Source organism: Ensifer sp. 1H6 (assembly GCF_001976035.1).
Taxonomy (GTDB): Bacteria; Pseudomonadota; Alphaproteobacteria; order Rhizobiales; family Rhizobiaceae; genus Ensifer; species Ensifer canadensis.
This window is the reverse complement of the sequence record NZ_MOAI01000011.1, coordinates 77,649-94,684: the sequence shown is the minus strand read 5'-3', so window position 1 is coordinate 94,684 and position 17,036 is coordinate 77,649. Positions and strand designations below refer to the sequence as shown.

The window sequence follows — 17,036 nt, the reverse complement described above, 5'->3', positions numbered from 1 at the left end:
AGCGGGCGCGATCGCCCGACACGGGACCATGCCGAGGAGAACTGGAATGTCGAACCGCCTCAACACCACGCCGAACGACCTGCGCGCCTTCTGGATGCCGTTCACTGCCAACCGGCAGTTCAAGAAGGAACCGCGCCTCTTCGTCGGCGCGAAGGACATGCACTATACGACGCATGACGGTCGCACGGTCCTCGACGGCACGGCGGGTCTCTGGTGCGTCAATGCCGGCCATTGTCGCCCGAAGATCACCGAGGCGATCCGCGAACAGGCAGGCGAACTCGACTATGCGCCGGCCTTCCAGCTCGGACATCCAAAAGCCTTCGAACTGGCGAACCGCCTGGTCGATATCGCGCCTGAGGGCATGAACCACGTTCTCTACACCAATTCCGGCTCTGAATCGGTCGAGACCGCGCTGAAAGTGGCGCTCGCCTATCACCGTGCCAAGGGCGACGGCTCGCGCTTCCGCCTGATCGGCCGCGAGCGCGGCTATCACGGCGTCAATTTCGGCGGCATCTCGGTCGGCGGCATCGTCTCCAACCGCAAGATGTTCGGCACGCTCCTGACCGGCGTCGACCACATGCCGCACACGCACCTGCCGGCCCAGAACGCCTTTACCCGTGGCGAGCCCGAGCATGGCGGAGATCTGGCGACCGAGCTTGAGCGCATCGTCACCCTGCACGATGCCTCGACGATCGCTGCCGTCATCGTCGAGCCGGTTGCAGGTTCGACCGGCGTGCTGATCCCGCCGAAGGGCTATCTCAAGAAGCTGCGCGATATCTGCACCAAGCACGGCATCCTGCTGATCTTTGATGAGGTCATCACCGGCTTCGGCCGCCTCGGCACGCCGTTCGCCGCGCAGTATTTCGACGTGACGCCGGATATCATCACCACCGCGAAGGGGCTGACCAACGGCGTGATCCCGATGGGCGCGGTGTTCGTGACCTCGGAAATCCATGACGCCTTCATGAACGGCCCGGAACACCTGATCGAGTTTTTCCACGGCTACACTTATTCCGGCAACCCGATCGCCTCGGCTGCAGCGCTTGGCACCCTCGACACCTACAAGGAAGAGGGCCTGTTGACACGCGCCGCCGAGCTTGCCTCCTATTGGGAAGACGGCCTACATTCCCTCAAGGATTGCCCTAATGTCATCGACATCCGCAATGTCGGCCTGATCGGCGCGATCGAACTGCAGCCGATCGCCGGCGAACCGACCAAGCGCGCCTTCAATGCCTTCCTGAAGGCCTACGAAAAGGGCCTTTTGATCCGCACCACCGGCGACATCATCGCGCTGTCGCCGCCGCTGATCATCTCCAAGGCAGAGATCGACGAGCTGTTCGACAAGCTTCGCGACGTTCTCGTCAACAATATCTGATTGCGTCGTCCATCTGCGAATAGGGCCCTTTCCCCGGCAACGGGGAGAGGGTTAATCTTATCTACGGGTCTGAAGTGAGGGGTGCAGAGATGTCTAGGGCTTTGGAACGAATGATCGACCAGGGCGTCGGCCGCGAGCCGGCCGACATCGTGCTCAAGGGCGGGCGCTTCTTCGATCTGGTGACGGGTGAACTGATCGCCTCCGATATCGCCATATCGGCCGGCCGCATCGTTGGCACCTATGGCGATTATGAGGGACGCGAGGAGATCGATATCTCCGGCCGCATCGTCGTTCCCGGCTTCATCGATACGCATCTGCACATCGAATCCTCGCTCGTCACCCCGCATGAGTTCGATCGCTGCGTGCTGCCGCTCGGCATCACCACAGTTATCTGCGACCCACACGAGATCGCCAACGTGCTCGGCACCGAGGGCATCCAGTTCTTTCTCGATTCCGCTCTCGAAACCATCATGGATATCCGCGTGCAACTGTCGTCCTGCGTGCCGGCGACGCATCTGGAGACCGCGGGCGCCGACCTGCCGATCGAAAGATTGCTGCCCTTCCGGGATCATCCGAAGGTGATCGGCCTTGCCGAGTTCATGAATTTCCCCGGCGTCATCCACAAGGATCCGGTATGCCTCGCCAAGCTCGAGGCGTTCCAGGGTGGGCACATCGACGGGCACGCGCCGCTGCTGCGCGGCAAGGACCTCAACGGCTATCTCTCGGCCGGCATCCGCACGGAACATGAGTGCACCACCGCGGACGAGGCGATGGAGAAGATCCGCAAGGGCATGCATATCCTGGTGCGCGAAGGTTCCGTCTCCAAGGACCTGCACGCGCTGATGCCAATCATTACCGAGCGGCTTTCGCCCTATCTGGCGCTCTGCACCGACGATCGCAATCCGCTCGATATCGCCGAGCAGGGCCACCTCGACCACATGATCCGCACCGCGATCGCCGCCGGCGTCGAGCCGCTGGCGATCTATCGCGCCGCCTCGATCTCGGCCGCGCGCGCCTTCGGCCTTCGCGACCGCGGCCTTGTGGCCCCCCGGCTGGCGCGCCGACCTCGTCGTCGTCGACAGTCTCGAAAGCTGCCGGGCGCAGATGGTCTTTTCCGGCGGCCGCCGCGTCACCGACGCACTGTTTGCCACCCGCAAGCCGGTCGCCCCCGTCGGCCTCGACAGCGTCAAGGCCGGCCATGTCAATGCCAGCGACTTCGGCGTGCCCTACTCCGACAGCGAGACATCCGTCATCGGCGTCCTGCCGGGCAAGATCATCACCGAGCACCGCCGCTACCGGCTGCCCGCGGATGGCAACGAGACCGGCGTCGACCTCGGTCGCGACATCATCAAGGTGGCGGTGATCGAGCGCCACGGCGTCAACGGCAACCACGCCAACGGCTTCGTACAGGGGTTTGGCCTGAAGAAGGGCGCGATCGCCTCGACGGTCGGCCATGACAGCCACAACATCTGCGTCGTCGGCGTCAACGTCGAGGACATGGCGACCGCCGCCAATCGCCTTGGCGAGATCAAGGGCGGCTTCGTCGTCGTCGAGGATGGCAAGCTCACCGGCGAGATCGCGCTTCCGGTCGCGGGCCTGATGAGCCTGGAACCGCACGAATCCGTGCGCGACACCCTGCACCATCTGCGCCAGGCGGCATTTGCGCTGGGCGCCACGCTGGAAGAGCCATTCCTGCAACTTGCCTTCCTGCCGCTACCGGTAATCCCGCACCTGAAGATATCAGACCGCGGCCTCGTCGACGTCGACAAGTTCATGCTGATCGGCTGAAGCGCGGCTCGCTCAGTTATCCGCGGCGACCGACAGCTCTTTGCGGAAATAGACGACGCGTTCGGTTTCCTCGAAGCCGAGCGCCATATGCAGGCCATGGCTTTCCAGATTGTCGATATCGGTGTCGGATGCAAGCTCGCGGCAGCCGCGACTGATCGCCCAGCGTTCCGCCGCGGTAATCAGCGCCCGCGCAACGACATGGCGGCGATAGCCCGGAAGCACATAGATGCCTTCGAGGAAGGCAACAGGCGATGTCTCGCAGCCGTTGACGTAGTCGGTGCGTAGCGACACTTCGGCGAAGCCTACCGCGACACCGGCATCGTCCTCGCAAAGAAACGCGGCCTGTCGCTCGGCTGCAGCCAGACTGCTATCGATCTCGTCGCGGTGCACGGCGGCCGGCGTGTCGGACCAGAGCGCAAGCCGCATCTCCAGCCAGCGGCCGACCATCTCCCCGTCCATTAGCAACACACGCATCAGAGCTTCCCGCAATAGGCACTCAGAGCATCGAGTTTCAGCACGCCGCCGGCGACCCGCACCGATTGACCCGGCAACGGCACGCCTTCCATCGCCGCGTCGGAAACGAGAAATTCCTGCGGCACGCGCGTCAGGTTGAAGACGAAGAGCAGCCGCTCGCCATCCTTCTCGCGGATGAATGCCAGCAGGTCGCGGTTGCTCTCGATGAACGACATGTCACCATCGTGCAGGGCCGCATGCGACCGGCGAAAAGCCAGCATGGCGCGATAATGGTTGAGCACCGTGCCAGCGCCAGCCTCCTGCGTATCGACCGCCAGGCGGGCCTGCTCTGTCGGCACCGGCAGCCACGGTTTTCCGACGGAGAACCCGGCATGCCTGGCGGCCGCCTCCCACACCATCGGCGTGCGGCAGCCATCCCTCCCCTTGAACGACGGCCAGAAGCGGATGCCATAGGGATCGCGTAAATCCTCGAAGGCAAGATCCGCTTCCGTCAAACCCAACTCTTCGCCCTGGTAGAGGCAGATCGAGCCACGCAAGGTCGCCAGAAGCGTGATTGCCAGCTTTGCGACCACTTCCCGTTCCGCATCGCTTCGCGCAAAGCGGCTGACATGGCGCATGACGTCGTGGTTGGAAAAAGCCCAGCACACCCAGCCGTCGGTGACAGCCTTCTGGAAATTGTCGACGCAGCGGCGGATATGACCTGCAGTGAAATCCGGGCCGAGCAGATCGAAGGTATAACACATGTGCAGCTTGTCGCCGCCGCTGGTATAGGCGGCCACGGTCTTCAACGATCGCGCGCCGTCCCCCACTTCGCCGACCGTCGTTCGGCCGCCATAACCATCGAGCAAGGCCCGGAACCGCTGGAGAAAGGCGACGTTTTCCGGTTGGCTCTTGTCGTAGAGGTGATCCTGCATGCCGTAGGGATTGACGTCGGGCGCATCATTGCTCGTCGCATCCGGATCCGGCACCAGCGGCGGATTGTCCCTGAGATGGCGGTCGTGGAAATAGAAGTTCACGGTATCGAGCCGGAAACCGTCGACGCCACGGTCGAGCCAGAAGCGCGCTGCATCCAGCACTGCATCCTGAACATCAGAATTGTGGAAATTGAGGTCCGGCTGCGAGGCAAGGAAGTTGTGCATGTAATATTGCTTGCGCACCCCGTCCCACTCCCAGGCCGGTCCGCCGAAGATCGAAAGCCAGTTGTTGGGCGCGGTGCCATCAGGCTTCGGATCGGCCCAGACATACCAGTCTGCCTTCGGATTCTCGCGGCTGGTCCGGCTTTCGACGAACCAGGGATGGCGGTCGGATGAATGCGAAATCACCTGATCGATGATCACCCTGAGGCCGAGGCGGTGCGCCTCCGCCAGCATCGCGTCGAAATCGGCAAGCGTGCCGAACATCGGGTCGACGTCGCAATAATCCGAGACGTCGTAGCCCATGTCGGCTTGCGGCGAGGTGAAGAAGGGCGACAGCCAGATGGCGTCGACGCCGAGCGAGGCGATGTGGCCGAGCCGCCGCGTGACGCCCTTCAAGTCGCCGATGCCATCATCATCGGTATCCTGAAACGAGCGCGGATAGACCTGATAGATCACAGCGCCGCGCCACCAATCGTCACCCGAAACCTGCTGAGACGCCATGCCCTGCCCCCGTGAAACCGATCTGTGCGCCAAGATGTAACCGCGCCCGGCGCGGGAGTAAACGCCGGAGGGCAGCCAAGTCATCGCTCAAATCTCAAGCGCCCTAAAAACAACTCTTGCCGAGACCGGTCTTGAACCTTATCCCGTCAGCACGGCAAAAACCAAAGGGAGAGAAGACGTTGGCGGGAACGATGCTTTCGATCGGGGAGTGCATGGTCGAACTGATGCAGGCCGAGGGCGGCCTGTTGCGCAAAAGCTATGCCGGCGACACCTTCAACGCCGCCTATTATGCACACCTGTTCCTGCCGATCGACTGGTCCGTCGCCTATTGCTCTGCCGTCGGCACCGACACGGTTTCCGACGAAATGCTCGCCTTCATGGCCGAGAAGGGCATCGACACGGCGGCCGTCCGCAAAATCGAGGGTCGCACGCCGGGCCTCTACATGATCCATCTGAAGGACGGCGAGCGTAGCTTCTCCTATTGGCGCTCGGCTTCAGCAGCGAGACTTCTCGCCGATGACCCAGAGCATCTGCGCCGCGCCATCGAGGGCGCCGATCTCATCCTGTTTTCCGGCATTACCCTTGCGATCCTGGCGCCCGAGGCGGTGGAAACGCTGCTTGCCGAACTGCGCCGCGCCAAGGCCGCGGGTAAACGCGTCGTCTTCGACCCCAATATCCGTCCTCGCCTTTGGGACGACGCCGAGCGCATGCGCCAGACACTGACGGATGGCGCCCGTGCCGCCAGCCTGGTGATGCCGAGCTTCGACGACGAGGTCACGCATTTCGGTGACGGCTCGATCAAGGCGACGATCGAGCGCTACAAGGCGCTGGGTGTCGCCGACGTGGTCGTCAAGGACGGGGAAAAGGGTGTGACGCTGGCGTTCGAGGGATCAGAAGCAAGCCACGTCCCGGCAACGCCGGTCGAGCGCGTGGTCGACACCACCAGCGCCGGCGACAGCTTCAACGGTGCCTTCCTCTCGCGTCTCGTCACGGGCGACACGCCGAGTGAATCTGCAGCCTTTGCCGCCCGCATCGCTGCCGGCGTCATCGGCCATCACGGCGCGCTGGTCGACAAGAACAAGCTCGTCGACTGAGGCATCGCCGCAGCCGACCGCCGCTTGCGGATTTTGGGCATGATAGCATCCCTTGCGCGTCAAAATCGACGCGAGGGGCTGCAAAGACACAGACGCTGCCGCCGATGGCTCAGCGCTTCTTGCGCTTATTCTCGAAGGGATTTTCCGACGCGCGATAGTGGATGCGGATCGGCACGCCCGGCAGGTCGAAATCGTTGCGCAAGCCATTGATCAAGTAGCGGGTATAGGATTCCGGCAGCGCGTCGGGCCGCGTGCACGAGATCATGAAGCCCGGCGGGCGGGCCTTCACCTGCGTCATGTATTTCAGCTTCAGGCGGCGGCCGGAGACAGCCGGTGGCGGATGCTGCACCTGCTGGGAATCGAGCCAGCGGTTGAGACGCGCCGTCGAGATACGGCGGTTCCAGGTCTTGTCGGTGTCGATGATCGCCTGCATCAGGCGGTCGAGGCCGTAGCCGGTATGGCCGGAGATCGGTATGGCGCGAATGCCGCGCGCCTGCGGCAACAGCCGCTCGGTCTTTTCGCGAAGATCGGCAAGCACGGCCTGCCAGTCCTCGACCAGATCCCATTTGTTGAAGGCAAGCACGGCGGCCCGGCCTTCGCGAATGATGAGATCGACGATCTGCAGGTCCTGCTTTTCGAACGGAATGGTCGCGTCGAAGACGATGACCACCGTTTCGGCAAAGCGGATGGCGCGCAGCGCATCGGCGACCGAGAGCTTCTCCAGCTTCTCCTGCACCTTGGCCTTGCGACGCATGCCCGCGGTGTCGAACATCTTGATGGTGCGGCCGCGCCAGTCCCATTCGACCGAAATCGAATCACGGGTGATGCCGGCTTCCGGCCCGGTCAAAAGCCGGTCTTCACCGAGGAAGCGGTTGATCAGTGTCGACTTGCCGGCATTCGGCCGGCCGACGATCGCCACGCGCAGCGGCTTGGTCTCGTCATAGGCAGGCTCGGCCTCGTCGTCCTCTTCCGCCGCTTCGCCGGTGGTCGGGCGCAGGTCGATATCGGTCTCGGCAACGTCGTCTTCCTGAGGATAGGCACGGTCTTCGCCGATCGCAGCGACGATCGCGTCGCGCAGATCGAGCATGCCCTGGCCATGTTCGGCCGAGATCGGGCAAGGATCGCCAAGACCGAGCGTGAAGGCGTCATAGAAGCCGCCGTCGGAACCGCGGGCCTCGGACTTGTTGGCGACGAGCACGACCGGCTTGCCGCGCCGACGCAGCATCTCGGCAAGTGTGTTGTCGGCCGGCGTCAGGCCCCCTTTGGCGTCGACCACGAACAGCGACAGGTCGGCCTCGTCGATCGCGGCTTCGGTCTGCGCCCACATGCGGCCCTGAAGGCTGTCGGGTGCGGACTGTTCCAGGCCGGCGGTATCGATGATGCGGAAGCGCAAGTCGATGAGCTTGGCATCGCCCGGACGGCGGTCACGGGTGACACCCGGCGTATCGTCGACGAGCGCCAGCTTCTTGCCAACCAGACGATTGAACAAGGTGGACTTGCCGACATTGGGGCGCCCGATGATGGCGACGGTGAAACTCATGAACGTATCCGTTTCCGTCCTGAAGCGCTGCACGTCGTCAAGACATACAGCGCTCCAACACTTTGAAAATCAACATATCCTTTCCAAAGGCCGGTGCCGGCCTTCAGGGATATGCGCTTAGGCTTTGCCGCTCGCGGCAATCACGTCGAGCAGCATCTGCGCCCGGCCTGCAACATTGCGCGGGCTCTGGGGATCATCGACGATCTGTTGGAACCAGCTCTTCGCCTTGGCGGTATCGCCGGCCTTGTAGGCAGCAAGGCCAAGCGCCTCACGGGCCGAGTGGCGCATATTGTTCTGCGGCACGGCCAGTTGTTCGACTTCGGCCGAAACCTGGTCATAGGTGCCGGTATCGACCAGCAGATAGGCGGCGCGCAGGCGGGCGGCGTCGCGAAGCGCCTCAGGCAGGCCGGTGTCTTTGCCGATCTCCGAGAACGCCTTGATGGCGGCATCGGTCTCGCCCTTCTCGGCCTGCAGCGTCGCCGCACGAAGGCGAGCCAGCACCGGATAGGCGCCATAGCCGTCCTTCTGCAAGTTGTTGAGGGCGGCCAGCGCCTCGTCGGCCTTGTTTTCCTTGGCGAGGTTCAGCGCCTGGAGGAACTCGTCGCCGGACTTCGACGACGCGTTGTCACGCCAGTAGTCGTAGCCGACCTTGCCGATGGTTCCGAGAACGATGAGCACGGCAATCGCCACGATGACGCTGCCGAAACGGGCCCAGATGTTCTTCATCTGGTCCGAACGCAGTTCTTCATTCACCTCGCGGATAAAGCTGTCGTCTTGGTTCGCCATCGATTGCCCCGGCCTCTCGGCCTTCCCTGCACGCTATTAGGATTTTGCGCCTTCTACCCGATTTTGCGGCTGTTGTAAGGGGGCGCGCGTTATTTAGCCGACAACCATAGGCGAAACACCGATCACCAGTTCGTGCAACTTCCACACAATCACGCCATAAAGGGCCGCACCAAGCACGATGGCGATGAGGTCGTAGCGATAGGAAACGAACGCCGGATAGGTGATTTCGCCGGCGCGCCAGCGCTTTTTCATCGAAATGCGCAGGATCACCGCCCAGACGAGGAAGGTGCCGAAGAGCAGCACCGACGACGTCTCGCCATTGGCAAGCAGGTGGGCAAGTGCCCAGATCTTGATTGCGAGGATCGCCGGATGTTTTGTGGCCGCGCGGATCTTGCCCGGGGGCAGATAGGCGGCCACAAGACAGATGCTGGCGATCAGCATCAGGGTCAGCGCGATGTGTGCAAGAAAGACCGGGGGCGTATAGAGCATGCCGGTGGTGGCGCGCGCCTGATCGAAGCCATAGGCAATCAGACCGAGGCCAACAAGCGCACAGATACCGTGGATCGCATGCCAGGCGCCGGTGCCGCTGCTCGATATCACCGATGCGCGCAGGCCGGGTGCAAAGCTGCGAACGAGATGGATGCCCAAGAAGATCACGATACCCAATATCAGTAGCGCCATGTCGTCACCCGTCCTTCATTATTGTTCTGTCGGCTATCGACATAGCCGGAGTGCACAGAAATTTCCAGACAGATCAAAGGATTGCCGCATTCCTGGATAAAGGGACGGCATACGCAAATCGTCGCAGATATCATGATCCGAACATTTATTGCCCTTTCCCTCGCCCTTTGCCCTGCCCTCGTCGCGGCTGCCGAACCCACGCCCGATATGGCCGCACCGACCGTTCCTGCCAAGGACAAGCAGCTCGTCATCGTGTCTTTCGATGGGGCGCATGACAACGCGCTGTGGGAGAAAAGCCTGGCGATGGCCAAGCGCACCAATGCGCATTTCACCTATTTCCTCTCCTGCACGTTCCTGATGACGCGCGCCGACGGCAAGCAGAGCTACAGACCGCCGGGGCTGAAACCGGGTCGTTCCAATGTCGGCTTTGCCCAGAGCCGAGAGGAAATCGCGGCCCGCGCCGGTCACATCTGGCAGGCCCATCTCGACGGTCACGACATTGCCAGCCACGCCTGCGGCCATTTCGACGGCAAGGGCTGGACGAAGGCCGATTGGCAAAGCGAATTCTCGACATTCGACATCGCCCTGCGCGATGCCTGGAAGAAGGCCGACAGGCCGGATGCCGAGCCGCAAGGCTGGGCGGAATTTGCCCGCACCGGCATCAAGGGTTTCCGTGCGCCCTACCTGTCGCTGAGCGACGGCCTGCTGCCAGCCCTGAAGGCATCGGTCTTTACCTATGACGCGAGCCTGGTGACCAAGGGGCCGGGCTGGCCGATGGAGAAGGACGGTCTGCCGCGCTTCGGCCTGCCGCTGATCCCGGAAGGGCCGTCCAAGCGGCCGGTGATCGGCATGGACTACAATCTGTTCGTGCGCCATTCCATGGGTATCGAAAACAAGAAGGACAGCGCCACCTTCGAAGCGCGCACCTACGAGGCCTACAGACAAGCCTTCGACAAGGAATATGCCGGCAACCGCATCCCGCTGCAGCTCGGCTTCCATTTCGTCGAGATGAATGGCGGCGCCTACTGGCGCGCGCTCGACCGGCTGCTGACCGAGGTCTGCAGCAAGCCTGATGTCGCCTGCGTCAGCTACGCCCAGGCGCTGCCGATGATCGAGCAGGCAAAAAAGAAGGCGGATCGCTCCGCCTTCTGATTGGTCCTCTCCTGGCCCAGCTTAGGCCAGTTCTTCCTCGCCACCAACCGCGATGAACTTCTGCTCGATTTCCGGCAGGGGCTCATCGTCGATTGCCGCTTCGAAGGCGCGCAGACGCTTGTAGATCGAAAGCAGTTCGACAATCGTCGGCCAGGATGAAACCAGGTACTGAAACGACGACGTCACCTGCCCGAAGGCACCCGAGATCTGGTTCAACGCGCCGAGTGTGATCTTGCCGGCGATGATCGACGGCGCCAGGATCAGCAACGAGAAGATGCCGTTGATCTGCAAATAGAAAATGCGGGCGATGTTGAAGTAGAGATAGTGGAAATAGAGCCGGAAATAGTTCCGGCGAACGTTTTCGAAGAGATCGGCGACCGTCGGCGGCTGAGCGCGATCGGCGTGGTCCTCACCATAGACCAGTTCCTTGCGGTAGGCCGCTTCCACACGCTGGTTGCGGAACTCGAGGCCCGGCAGCTTAATGCCGACGAGCGCCAGGAACACCGTGCCGAACAGCGACCAAAGCACAGCGGCCGTAACCAGCGGATAGGGAATGTCACCGACGATCGGCAGTTCGGTGACATTGGCCGAAAGCCGGATCAATACCGGCGTAAACGCAATCAGCGTCATCACGCTGTCGATCAGGCTGACGCCGAGGCCCTCCACCGTCGTGGAGAAGCGCATTGTGTCTTCCTGGACACGCTGCGAAGCACCTTCGATACGACGCAGCTTGCCCCAGTGGGCCATGTAGTACTCGTTCATCGCCGTGCGCCAGCGGAAGATATAGTGGCTGACGAAGAAGCGGGTCATGACCGCGACAGCGACAGCGACCAAGGCGATACCGAGGAAGACGGCGATTTCTCCGTAGAACTCTGCCGCGGTCACCACCTTCGTCTTCGAGACGATCGCCTGAATCAGATCCCAGAACGGCCCGTACCAATTGTTGATCGCGACGCTCACCTGCACCTGGAAATAGGTGACGAAAAGAATGAGGGCTGAGCCGAGGATCGACCAGTTCTGCCAGGGATGTGGCGAATAGACATACCAGAATGCTGCGAACAGCCCGACGACCAGCCCGAAGTAGAGATAGAACCAGAGGAAGGCGGGCGACCAGAAGGCAGAAATCCCGGTGATCGGCGGCGCATCCGAGGGCAAGGGCGGCATTCCGAAGACTGCACCCAACTGCTCGCCTTCACCATACCAAAAGGCGATGGCGACAAGCGACCAGACGACAAAGGAAATGAAAAAGAGCTTCGGCTTCGGGAAGAAAGATAGGAACAAAGTACGGCACTCTCGTTTCGGGGGAGGAGAACAACTCGCCTCTCGAAGCGCCGAAACTAGGGCAAAGCACCTTTTTCAACAATCAGGTAATATGAACGTTACCGTTATTTCATCATGTGTTACGGCAAGCGGCGCAACCTTCCCGCCGCCGCTCAGCGCGGCAGCGCCGCTGCGATCCGCCTGAGTTCGGCAACGATCACCCCGCCGCAGACGAACAGCACCGCGGCCGCGATCAAGGTCGGCGCTGCAAAGCTGCCGGTGCGCTGGGCCAACCAGCCGGCAACCACCGGACCGATGATCTGGCCGATACCGAAGGCCGCCGTCATCAGCGCCAGTGCCTTGCGCGGACTTTCCGGCGCCAGATGCCGGCCGATCTGCAGGCCGTAGGCGGTGATCATCATGAAGGTGGCGCCCAGCATCAGGCCACCGGCAAGCGGCGCATAGGGCAGCGGCAGGCTGACGGTGAGCACAAGGCCGACAGCCTCGGCCAGAAGACCGATCGCGTAAACACCGGCAAGCCCGAAGCGCGGCACGGCGAAGCGCCAGAGATAGACCGACAGCGCTGCACTTAGGCCCGTCAACAGCCAGGCAAGGAACTCGATGCTGTGGCCGCCGCTCGCGTCGCGGGCCATGGCCACCAGGAACGTGGCCGTGATCACGTAACCGAAGCCGAACAACCCATAGGTCAGCGTCACCACCGTCAGGGGGCGGGTCCAGGTCAGCGGCTTTTCACGTGCGGCGCCGTTGCCGGAGACGGGACCGGCCGGCAGCATCAGAGCGACGACGACCGTGCCGACAAGCGCGACAAGAGCGCCGGTGAACCAGTCGGCTTGCGACGCTGAAAGCCCGGCGGCGCCAGCGAGAGGTGCCAACCAGACGCAGAGCGAGGAGAAGGCGATGCCGAGCCCGACGCCGCCGAAATGCATGGCCGGCACATGTTCAGACCGCGCCAACAGCCCGTGACCAAGGACGATGCCGGAGATGAAGATCATCGAAAACGCGCTGGCAAGGCCGGCGAGAAAGCGGATGAGACTGAGCACCAAGACCGAGGACGTCAGGCCCATCGCCGCCAGCAGCAGTGTGGTTGCCGCGAGCGAAGCAAGCCCGATCCTTCGCTCCTGCCCATGCGCCCAGCCGTAAGCGCCAAGCACGGCGCCGGCGAGATAGCCGACGAAATTGGCCGAGGCGATGAGGCCGGCATCCGCCGGCGATAGGCCGAGGTCCGTCATCATCGCCGGCAGGATCGGCGTGTAGGAGAAGCGGCCGAAGCCCATGGCGACCGCCATGGCAATGGCGCCGGCGGTAGCGGTGGAGGCGAGGCTTGCGTGATGTGGTCTGTCGATCGTGGTCATAAGCAGTTTTATTGCACTGCAAAACGAACACCACAAATCACTATAATTGAATGTCCTATTGAAGGAATCGAACGATGGCCCGTCAGCCGGGCAGCGTCACCACCAACGGACCGCCGCGCGTGACGACGACCGTGTGCTCATATTGCACGGTCGGTGCCCGCGGTTCGCTGTAGAGCGTCCAGTCGTCCTTGTCGCCGCTCTCGGCCCAGTCCGCGCCCATCGAGAGGAACGGCTCGACGGTAAAGACCATACCGTCGGTCATGCGCCGCCGCTCGCTCGGATCCGGCCAGGTCGCGATCTCCTTCGGCTCCTCGTGCAGCGAGCGGCCGATGCCGTGGCTGGCAAGGTTGGTGACCAGCGAATAGCGGTTCTTGCGGGCGAAATCGCCGATCGCATTGCCGATCGCTGCAAGCGACTGGTCCGGACGCACTTGATTGAGGCCGACCCACATCGCCCGCTTGCCGTCACGGCAGAGGCGGTCGATGGCTGCCGAGACCGGCGGCACCGGAAAGGAAGCGCCGGTGTCGGCGAAGATGCCGTCTTTCTCAGCCGAAACGTCGATATTGACGAGATCGCCGGCGCGGATGATGCGGCTGCCGGGGATGCCGTGGGCGATTTCCTCGTTGACGCTGATGCAGGTGGCGCCCGGAAACTGGTAGCAGAGTTCCGGCGCAGAGCGCGCACCTGCCTCTTCCAGCACCTTGCGGCCGATGGCATCCAGTTCCGCCGTGGTGATGCCCGGCTCGAGCGCTTCGCCCATAGCCTGCAGCGCATTGGCGCAGATGCGGCCGATTTCCTTCAGCCGCAGCAGATCTTCTTCGTTGTTGAGGGTCATCCGTGTCTCGCTTTCGTGCCCACATGTAGCCGGTCGGTGCCGGATTTTCCAGCGCCGACAAGCGAGACATGAACGGCCTGTGGCGGCTCAGGCCGAAACGGTCTGTCCGGCCCCCTGCTCGGCAAGCGCCTTGCGCACCAGCGGCGCGACCTTGGTGCCGTAGAGTTCGATGCCGCGCATGATCTGGGCATGCGGCATCGGGCCGATCGCCATCTGCAGCAGGAAGCGGTCGTTGCGGAAGAGCTTCCAGTTCTCGACGATCTTCTCCGCCACGGTTTCGGGGTCGCCGAGGAAGAGATTGCCGGCAGGGCTGCGCGCCTGGTCGAAATGCGCCCGGTTCGTCGGCCCCCAGCCGCGCTCCCGGCCGATGCGGTTCATCACCTCGGCCTGCGGGCGATAAAACTGGTCAGCGGCAAGATCGGTCGTATCGGCGATGAAGCCATGGACATTGATGCTGGTCTTCAGCTTTGCCGGATCCTGGCCGGCACGACGGGCGGCCTCGCGATAAAGATCGAACAGCGGAGCGAACCGGCGCGGCTCTCCGCCGATGATCGCAAGTGCCACCGGCAGCCCGAGGGCACCGGCACGGGCAACCGACTGCGGCGTGCCGCCGACGGCGATCCACAGCGGCAGCACCTCCTGCAGCGGACGCGGATAGACGCCGCGATCGCTGATCGCAGGGCGCATCTCGCCCGCCCAGGAGACCTTTTCCGCTTCGCGCAGCGCCATCAACAGGTCGAGCTTTTCGGCAAAGAGCTGGTCGTAATCGTCGAGCGACTGACCGAAGAGCGGGAAGGACTCGATGAACGAGCCGCGCCCGGCCATGATTTCGGCCCGGCCGTTGGAGAGAAGGTCGAGCGTGGAAAACTGCTGGAACACGCGCACCGGGTCGTCCGAGCTCAGCACCGTCACGGCACTCGTCAGCCTTATGGTCTTCGTCCTCGCGGCGGCTGCCGCAAGGATGACGGCTGGTGCCGAGGCTGCATAATCAGGGCGGTGATGTTCGCCAAGGCCAAAGACATCGAGGCCGACCTGATCTGCCAGTTCGATCTCTTCCAGCAAATTGGCAAGCCGACGCTGGCCTTCCCGGCCCTTGTCGGCAGCGTTCGGATCGACATCCGCAAATGTGTAAAGCCCGAGTTCCATGATGCCCATCCTATCGTTGTTCTACCGACAGATAGTTGGCCCCGGCGAAAGCAGCAAATGCGCGTCCGGGAAACACTGTGTTTCCCGGATGATGCCAAACGGCGCTTGGATCAAGCCAAGGGTCCGGGGCGAGAGCGTTTCCGGTTTAAGCGGAGTCGCAGAAACGCTCTATCTCCTTGTTTTTACGCATTTCCTGACGGAAAACCGCTTCGCACTTTTCCTGGAAATGCTCTAGGTCAGCGTGCGCTTGACCGCATTGCGCCAGCCCTTGAGCTTCGTCTTGCGCGTCGCTTCGTCCATCGCCGGCTCGAAACGGCGATCGCGCGCCCAGGACTTGGCGAACTCCTCCTGCTTCGGCCAGACGCCGGCGCGGCTGCCGGCGAGCCAGGCAACGCCGAGCGCCGTCGTCTCGAGGATGGTCGGCCGGTCGACCGGCGCATCGAGGAGGTCGGAAAGCCGCTGCATCGTCCAGTCCGAGACGACCATGCCGCCGTCGACGCGCAACACGGTTTCCTTGCCGTTGCTGCGCCAGTCCTTGTGCATGGCTTCGAGCAGATCGCGCGTCTGGTAGCAGACCGCTTCGAGCGCGGCACGCGCAAACTCGGCGGGCCCGGTGTTGCGGGTCATGCCGAAGATCGCGCCGCGAGCGTCGGGATCCCAATGCGGCGCACCGAGACCGGTGAAGGCCGGGACGAGGTAAACCTCCTGCGACGGGTCGGCGCCTTCGGCAAGCGTGCCGGTGTCCGGAGCCGCCTTGATGACCTTCAGGCCGTCGCGCAGCCACTGCACCGCCGCGCCGGCAACGAAGATCGAGCCTTCGAGCGCATAGGTGGTTTCGCCATCCAGCCGGTAGGCAATGGTGGTGAGCAGCCGGTTCTTCGAGCGCACCATGTCCTTGCCGGTGTTGAGCAATGCGAAGCAGCCCGTGCCGTAGGTCGATTTCAGCATGCCCGGCTTGAAGCAGGCCTGGCCGATGGTGGCGGCCTGCTGGTCGCCGGCAACACCGAGGATCGGGATCGCCGTGCCGAAGCGCTCCTTGTCGGTGACGCCGAAATCGGCGGCGCAGTCCTTCACCTCCGGCAACATGGCGCGGGGAACGCGCAGGATGTCGAGCAACTCGTCGTCCCAGGCATTGTCGGCGATGTTGTAGAGCAGCGTGCGCGAGGCGTTGGTCGCATCGGTGACGAAGGACTTTCCGCCTGTCAGCCGCCAGATCAGGAAAGTATCGATCGTGCCGAAGCAAAGCTCGCCCTTGGCAGCTCTGGCCTGGGCGCCCTTCACATTCGACAGCAGCCAGTTGAGTTTGGTGCCGGAGAAATAGGGATCGAGCAGCAAACCGGTCTTCTTGGTGAAGGTCTTTTCGAGACCCTGTTTCTTCAGCTTGTCGCAATAGGCTGATGTGCGGCGGTCCTGCCAGACGATGGCGTTGTGGATCGGCTTGCCGGTTTCGCGATCCCAGACCACCACCGTTTCGCGCTGGTTGGTGATGCCGATGCCGGCGATATCGCTTGGGGAGATCCCCGCCTTCCTGATCGCCTCGTTGACGGTGACGACGACGCTATCCCAGATTTCCTCCGGATCGTGCTCGACCCAGCCGGATTTCGGAAAGTGCTGCCTGAATTCCTTCTGGTCGAGGCCTGCTACCTGCTGCTTGCCGTCGAAGACGATCGCCCGGCTCGATGTCGTGCCCTGATCGATCGCGAGAATATATCCGCCCATATGCCCCTCCCCGGCCTCACATCACGTGTCTCGACGCCCTTCCTCTTGGGCGTGGCGTCCATTTCGAAAAACTTCAATACGATGGCAAAACGAATGTCAAACGAAAACAAAACGCAAGAAATCGTGACAAGGCCTCCCGCCGCAACTCTGCGTCGGCGGCCTGAAAAACACAATTG

General features: G+C 62.8%; 13 protein-coding genes and 1 pseudogene. 4 read left to right on the top strand and 10 right to left on the bottom strand.

All coding sequences use genetic code 11. The annotated features are described in order from the left end of the window. The first annotated feature begins 46 nt into the window (after positions 1 to 46). Both BKP54_RS15015 and ade read left to right on the top strand, forming a co-directional pair. Complete coding sequence (locus BKP54_RS15015) at positions 47 to 1,375, top strand: aspartate aminotransferase family protein (protein ID WP_025427995.1); 1,329 nt, start codon at positions 47 to 49, stop codon at positions 1,373 to 1,375. Positions 1,376 to 1,464: 89 nt separating this feature from the next. Beyond that, a pseudogene (gene ade, locus BKP54_RS15010) lies at positions 1,465 to 3,163 on the top strand (adenine deaminase). A gap of 12 nt (positions 3,164 to 3,175) precedes the next feature. Here the strand turns inward: ade and aac(6') are convergent. Continuing rightward, positions 3,176 to 3,637 (bottom strand): aminoglycoside 6'-N-acetyltransferase, encoded by a 462-nt coding sequence (gene aac(6'), locus BKP54_RS15005; protein ID WP_025427997.1) that lies wholly within the window; start codon positions 3,635 to 3,637, stop codon positions 3,176 to 3,178. Further along, positions 3,637 to 5,274, bottom strand: a complete 1,638-nt coding sequence (locus tag BKP54_RS15000) for an alpha-glucosidase family protein (protein WP_025427998.1) — start codon at positions 5,272 to 5,274, stop codon at positions 3,637 to 3,639. The genes aac(6') and BKP54_RS15000 overlap by 1 nt, the downstream gene beginning before the upstream one ends. A gap of 179 nt (positions 5,275 to 5,453) precedes the next feature. On the opposite strand from BKP54_RS15000, the gene BKP54_RS14995 reads away from it, so the two are divergent. Then, on the top strand, positions 5,454 to 6,368 hold the full coding sequence (locus BKP54_RS14995) for a sugar kinase (RefSeq protein ID WP_057212591.1): 915 nt from the start codon (positions 5,454 to 5,456) through the stop codon (positions 6,366 to 6,368). A 109-nt stretch (positions 6,369 to 6,477) separates the two neighbouring features. On the opposite strand, the gene der is transcribed toward BKP54_RS14995, so the two are convergent. The 3 genes from der to BKP54_RS14980 form a co-directional block, all read right to left on the bottom strand. After that, on the bottom strand, positions 6,478 to 7,908 hold the full coding sequence (der, locus tag BKP54_RS14990) for a ribosome biogenesis GTPase Der (protein WP_057221002.1): 1,431 nt from the start codon (positions 7,906 to 7,908) through the stop codon (positions 6,478 to 6,480). Between the two features lie 117 nt (positions 7,909 to 8,025). Next, positions 8,026 to 8,694: a tetratricopeptide repeat protein gene (locus BKP54_RS14985; RefSeq protein WP_025428001.1), complete on the bottom strand. Its 669-nt coding sequence runs from the start codon at positions 8,692 to 8,694 to the stop codon at positions 8,026 to 8,028. Positions 8,695 to 8,787: 93 nt separating this feature from the next. Beyond that, complete coding sequence (locus tag BKP54_RS14980; protein WP_057205760.1) at positions 8,788 to 9,375, bottom strand: NnrU family protein; 588 nt, start codon at positions 9,373 to 9,375, stop codon at positions 8,788 to 8,790. Positions 9,376 to 9,507: 132 nt separating this feature from the next. On the opposite strand from BKP54_RS14980, the gene BKP54_RS14975 reads away from it, so the two are divergent. After that, the gene (locus BKP54_RS14975) at positions 9,508 to 10,527 is read left to right on the top strand and encodes a polysaccharide deacetylase (protein WP_025428003.1); all 1,020 of its coding nucleotides are present in this window, start codon (positions 9,508 to 9,510) and stop codon (positions 10,525 to 10,527) included. Positions 10,528 to 10,548: 21 nt separating this feature from the next. Here the strand turns inward: BKP54_RS14975 and sbmA are convergent, their stop codons facing one another. The 5 genes from sbmA to glpK all read right to left on the bottom strand — a co-directional run bounded on the left by sbmA (position 10,549) and on the right by glpK (position 16,860). Beyond that, positions 10,549 to 11,808: a peptide antibiotic transporter SbmA gene (sbmA, locus tag BKP54_RS14970; RefSeq protein WP_025428004.1), complete on the bottom strand. Its 1,260-nt coding sequence runs from the start codon at positions 11,806 to 11,808 to the stop codon at positions 10,549 to 10,551. Positions 11,809 to 11,960: 152 nt separating this feature from the next. Continuing rightward, a complete protein-coding gene (locus BKP54_RS14965; protein WP_164474910.1) occupies positions 11,961 to 13,160 on the bottom strand; it encodes an MFS transporter in 1,200 nt (399 codons plus the stop codon). A gap of 82 nt (positions 13,161 to 13,242) precedes the next feature. Then, positions 13,243 to 13,995, bottom strand: a complete 753-nt coding sequence (map, locus tag BKP54_RS14960; protein ID WP_084814552.1) for a type I methionyl aminopeptidase — start codon at positions 13,993 to 13,995, stop codon at positions 13,243 to 13,245. An 87-nt stretch (positions 13,996 to 14,082) separates the two neighbouring features. Further along, entirely contained in the window at positions 14,083 to 15,141 is a 1,059-nt protein-coding gene (locus tag BKP54_RS14955) for an LLM class flavin-dependent oxidoreductase (RefSeq protein WP_025428007.1), read from the bottom strand. Between the two features lie 231 nt (positions 15,142 to 15,372). Further along, a complete protein-coding gene (gene glpK, locus BKP54_RS14950; protein ID WP_025428008.1) occupies positions 15,373 to 16,860 on the bottom strand; it encodes a glycerol kinase GlpK in 1,488 nt (495 codons plus the stop codon). Positions 16,861 to 17,036: the final 176 nt, after the last annotated feature.

Coding starts and splice junctions, on each gene's coding strand:
- BKP54_RS14980 (WP_057205760.1), bottom strand. CDS start 9,375: ATGGCGCTACTGATATTGGGTATCGTGATCTTCTTGGGCATCCATCTC.
- BKP54_RS14965 (WP_164474910.1), bottom strand. CDS start 13,160: ATGACCACGATCGACAGACCACATCACGCAAGCCTCGCCTCCACCGCT.
- map (WP_084814552.1), bottom strand. CDS start 13,995: ATGACCCTCAACAACGAAGAAGATCTGCTGCGGCTGAAGGAAATCGGC.
- BKP54_RS14975 (WP_025428003.1), top strand. CDS start 9,508: ATGATCCGAACATTTATTGCCCTTTCCCTCGCCCTTTGCCCTGCCCTC.
- BKP54_RS14955 (WP_025428007.1), bottom strand. CDS start 15,141: ATGGAACTCGGGCTTTACACATTTGCGGATGTCGATCCGAACGCTGCC.
- der (WP_057221002.1), bottom strand. CDS start 7,908: ATGAGTTTCACCGTCGCCATCATCGGGCGCCCCAATGTCGGCAAGTCC.
- glpK (WP_025428008.1), bottom strand. CDS start 16,860: ATGGGCGGATATATTCTCGCGATCGATCAGGGCACGACATCGAGCCGG.
- BKP54_RS15000 (WP_025427998.1), bottom strand. CDS start 5,274: ATGGCGTCTCAGCAGGTTTCGGGTGACGATTGGTGGCGCGGCGCTGTG.
- BKP54_RS15015 (WP_025427995.1), top strand. CDS start 47: ATGTCGAACCGCCTCAACACCACGCCGAACGACCTGCGCGCCTTCTGG.
- BKP54_RS14985 (WP_025428001.1), bottom strand. CDS start 8,694: ATGGCGAACCAAGACGACAGCTTTATCCGCGAGGTGAATGAAGAACTG.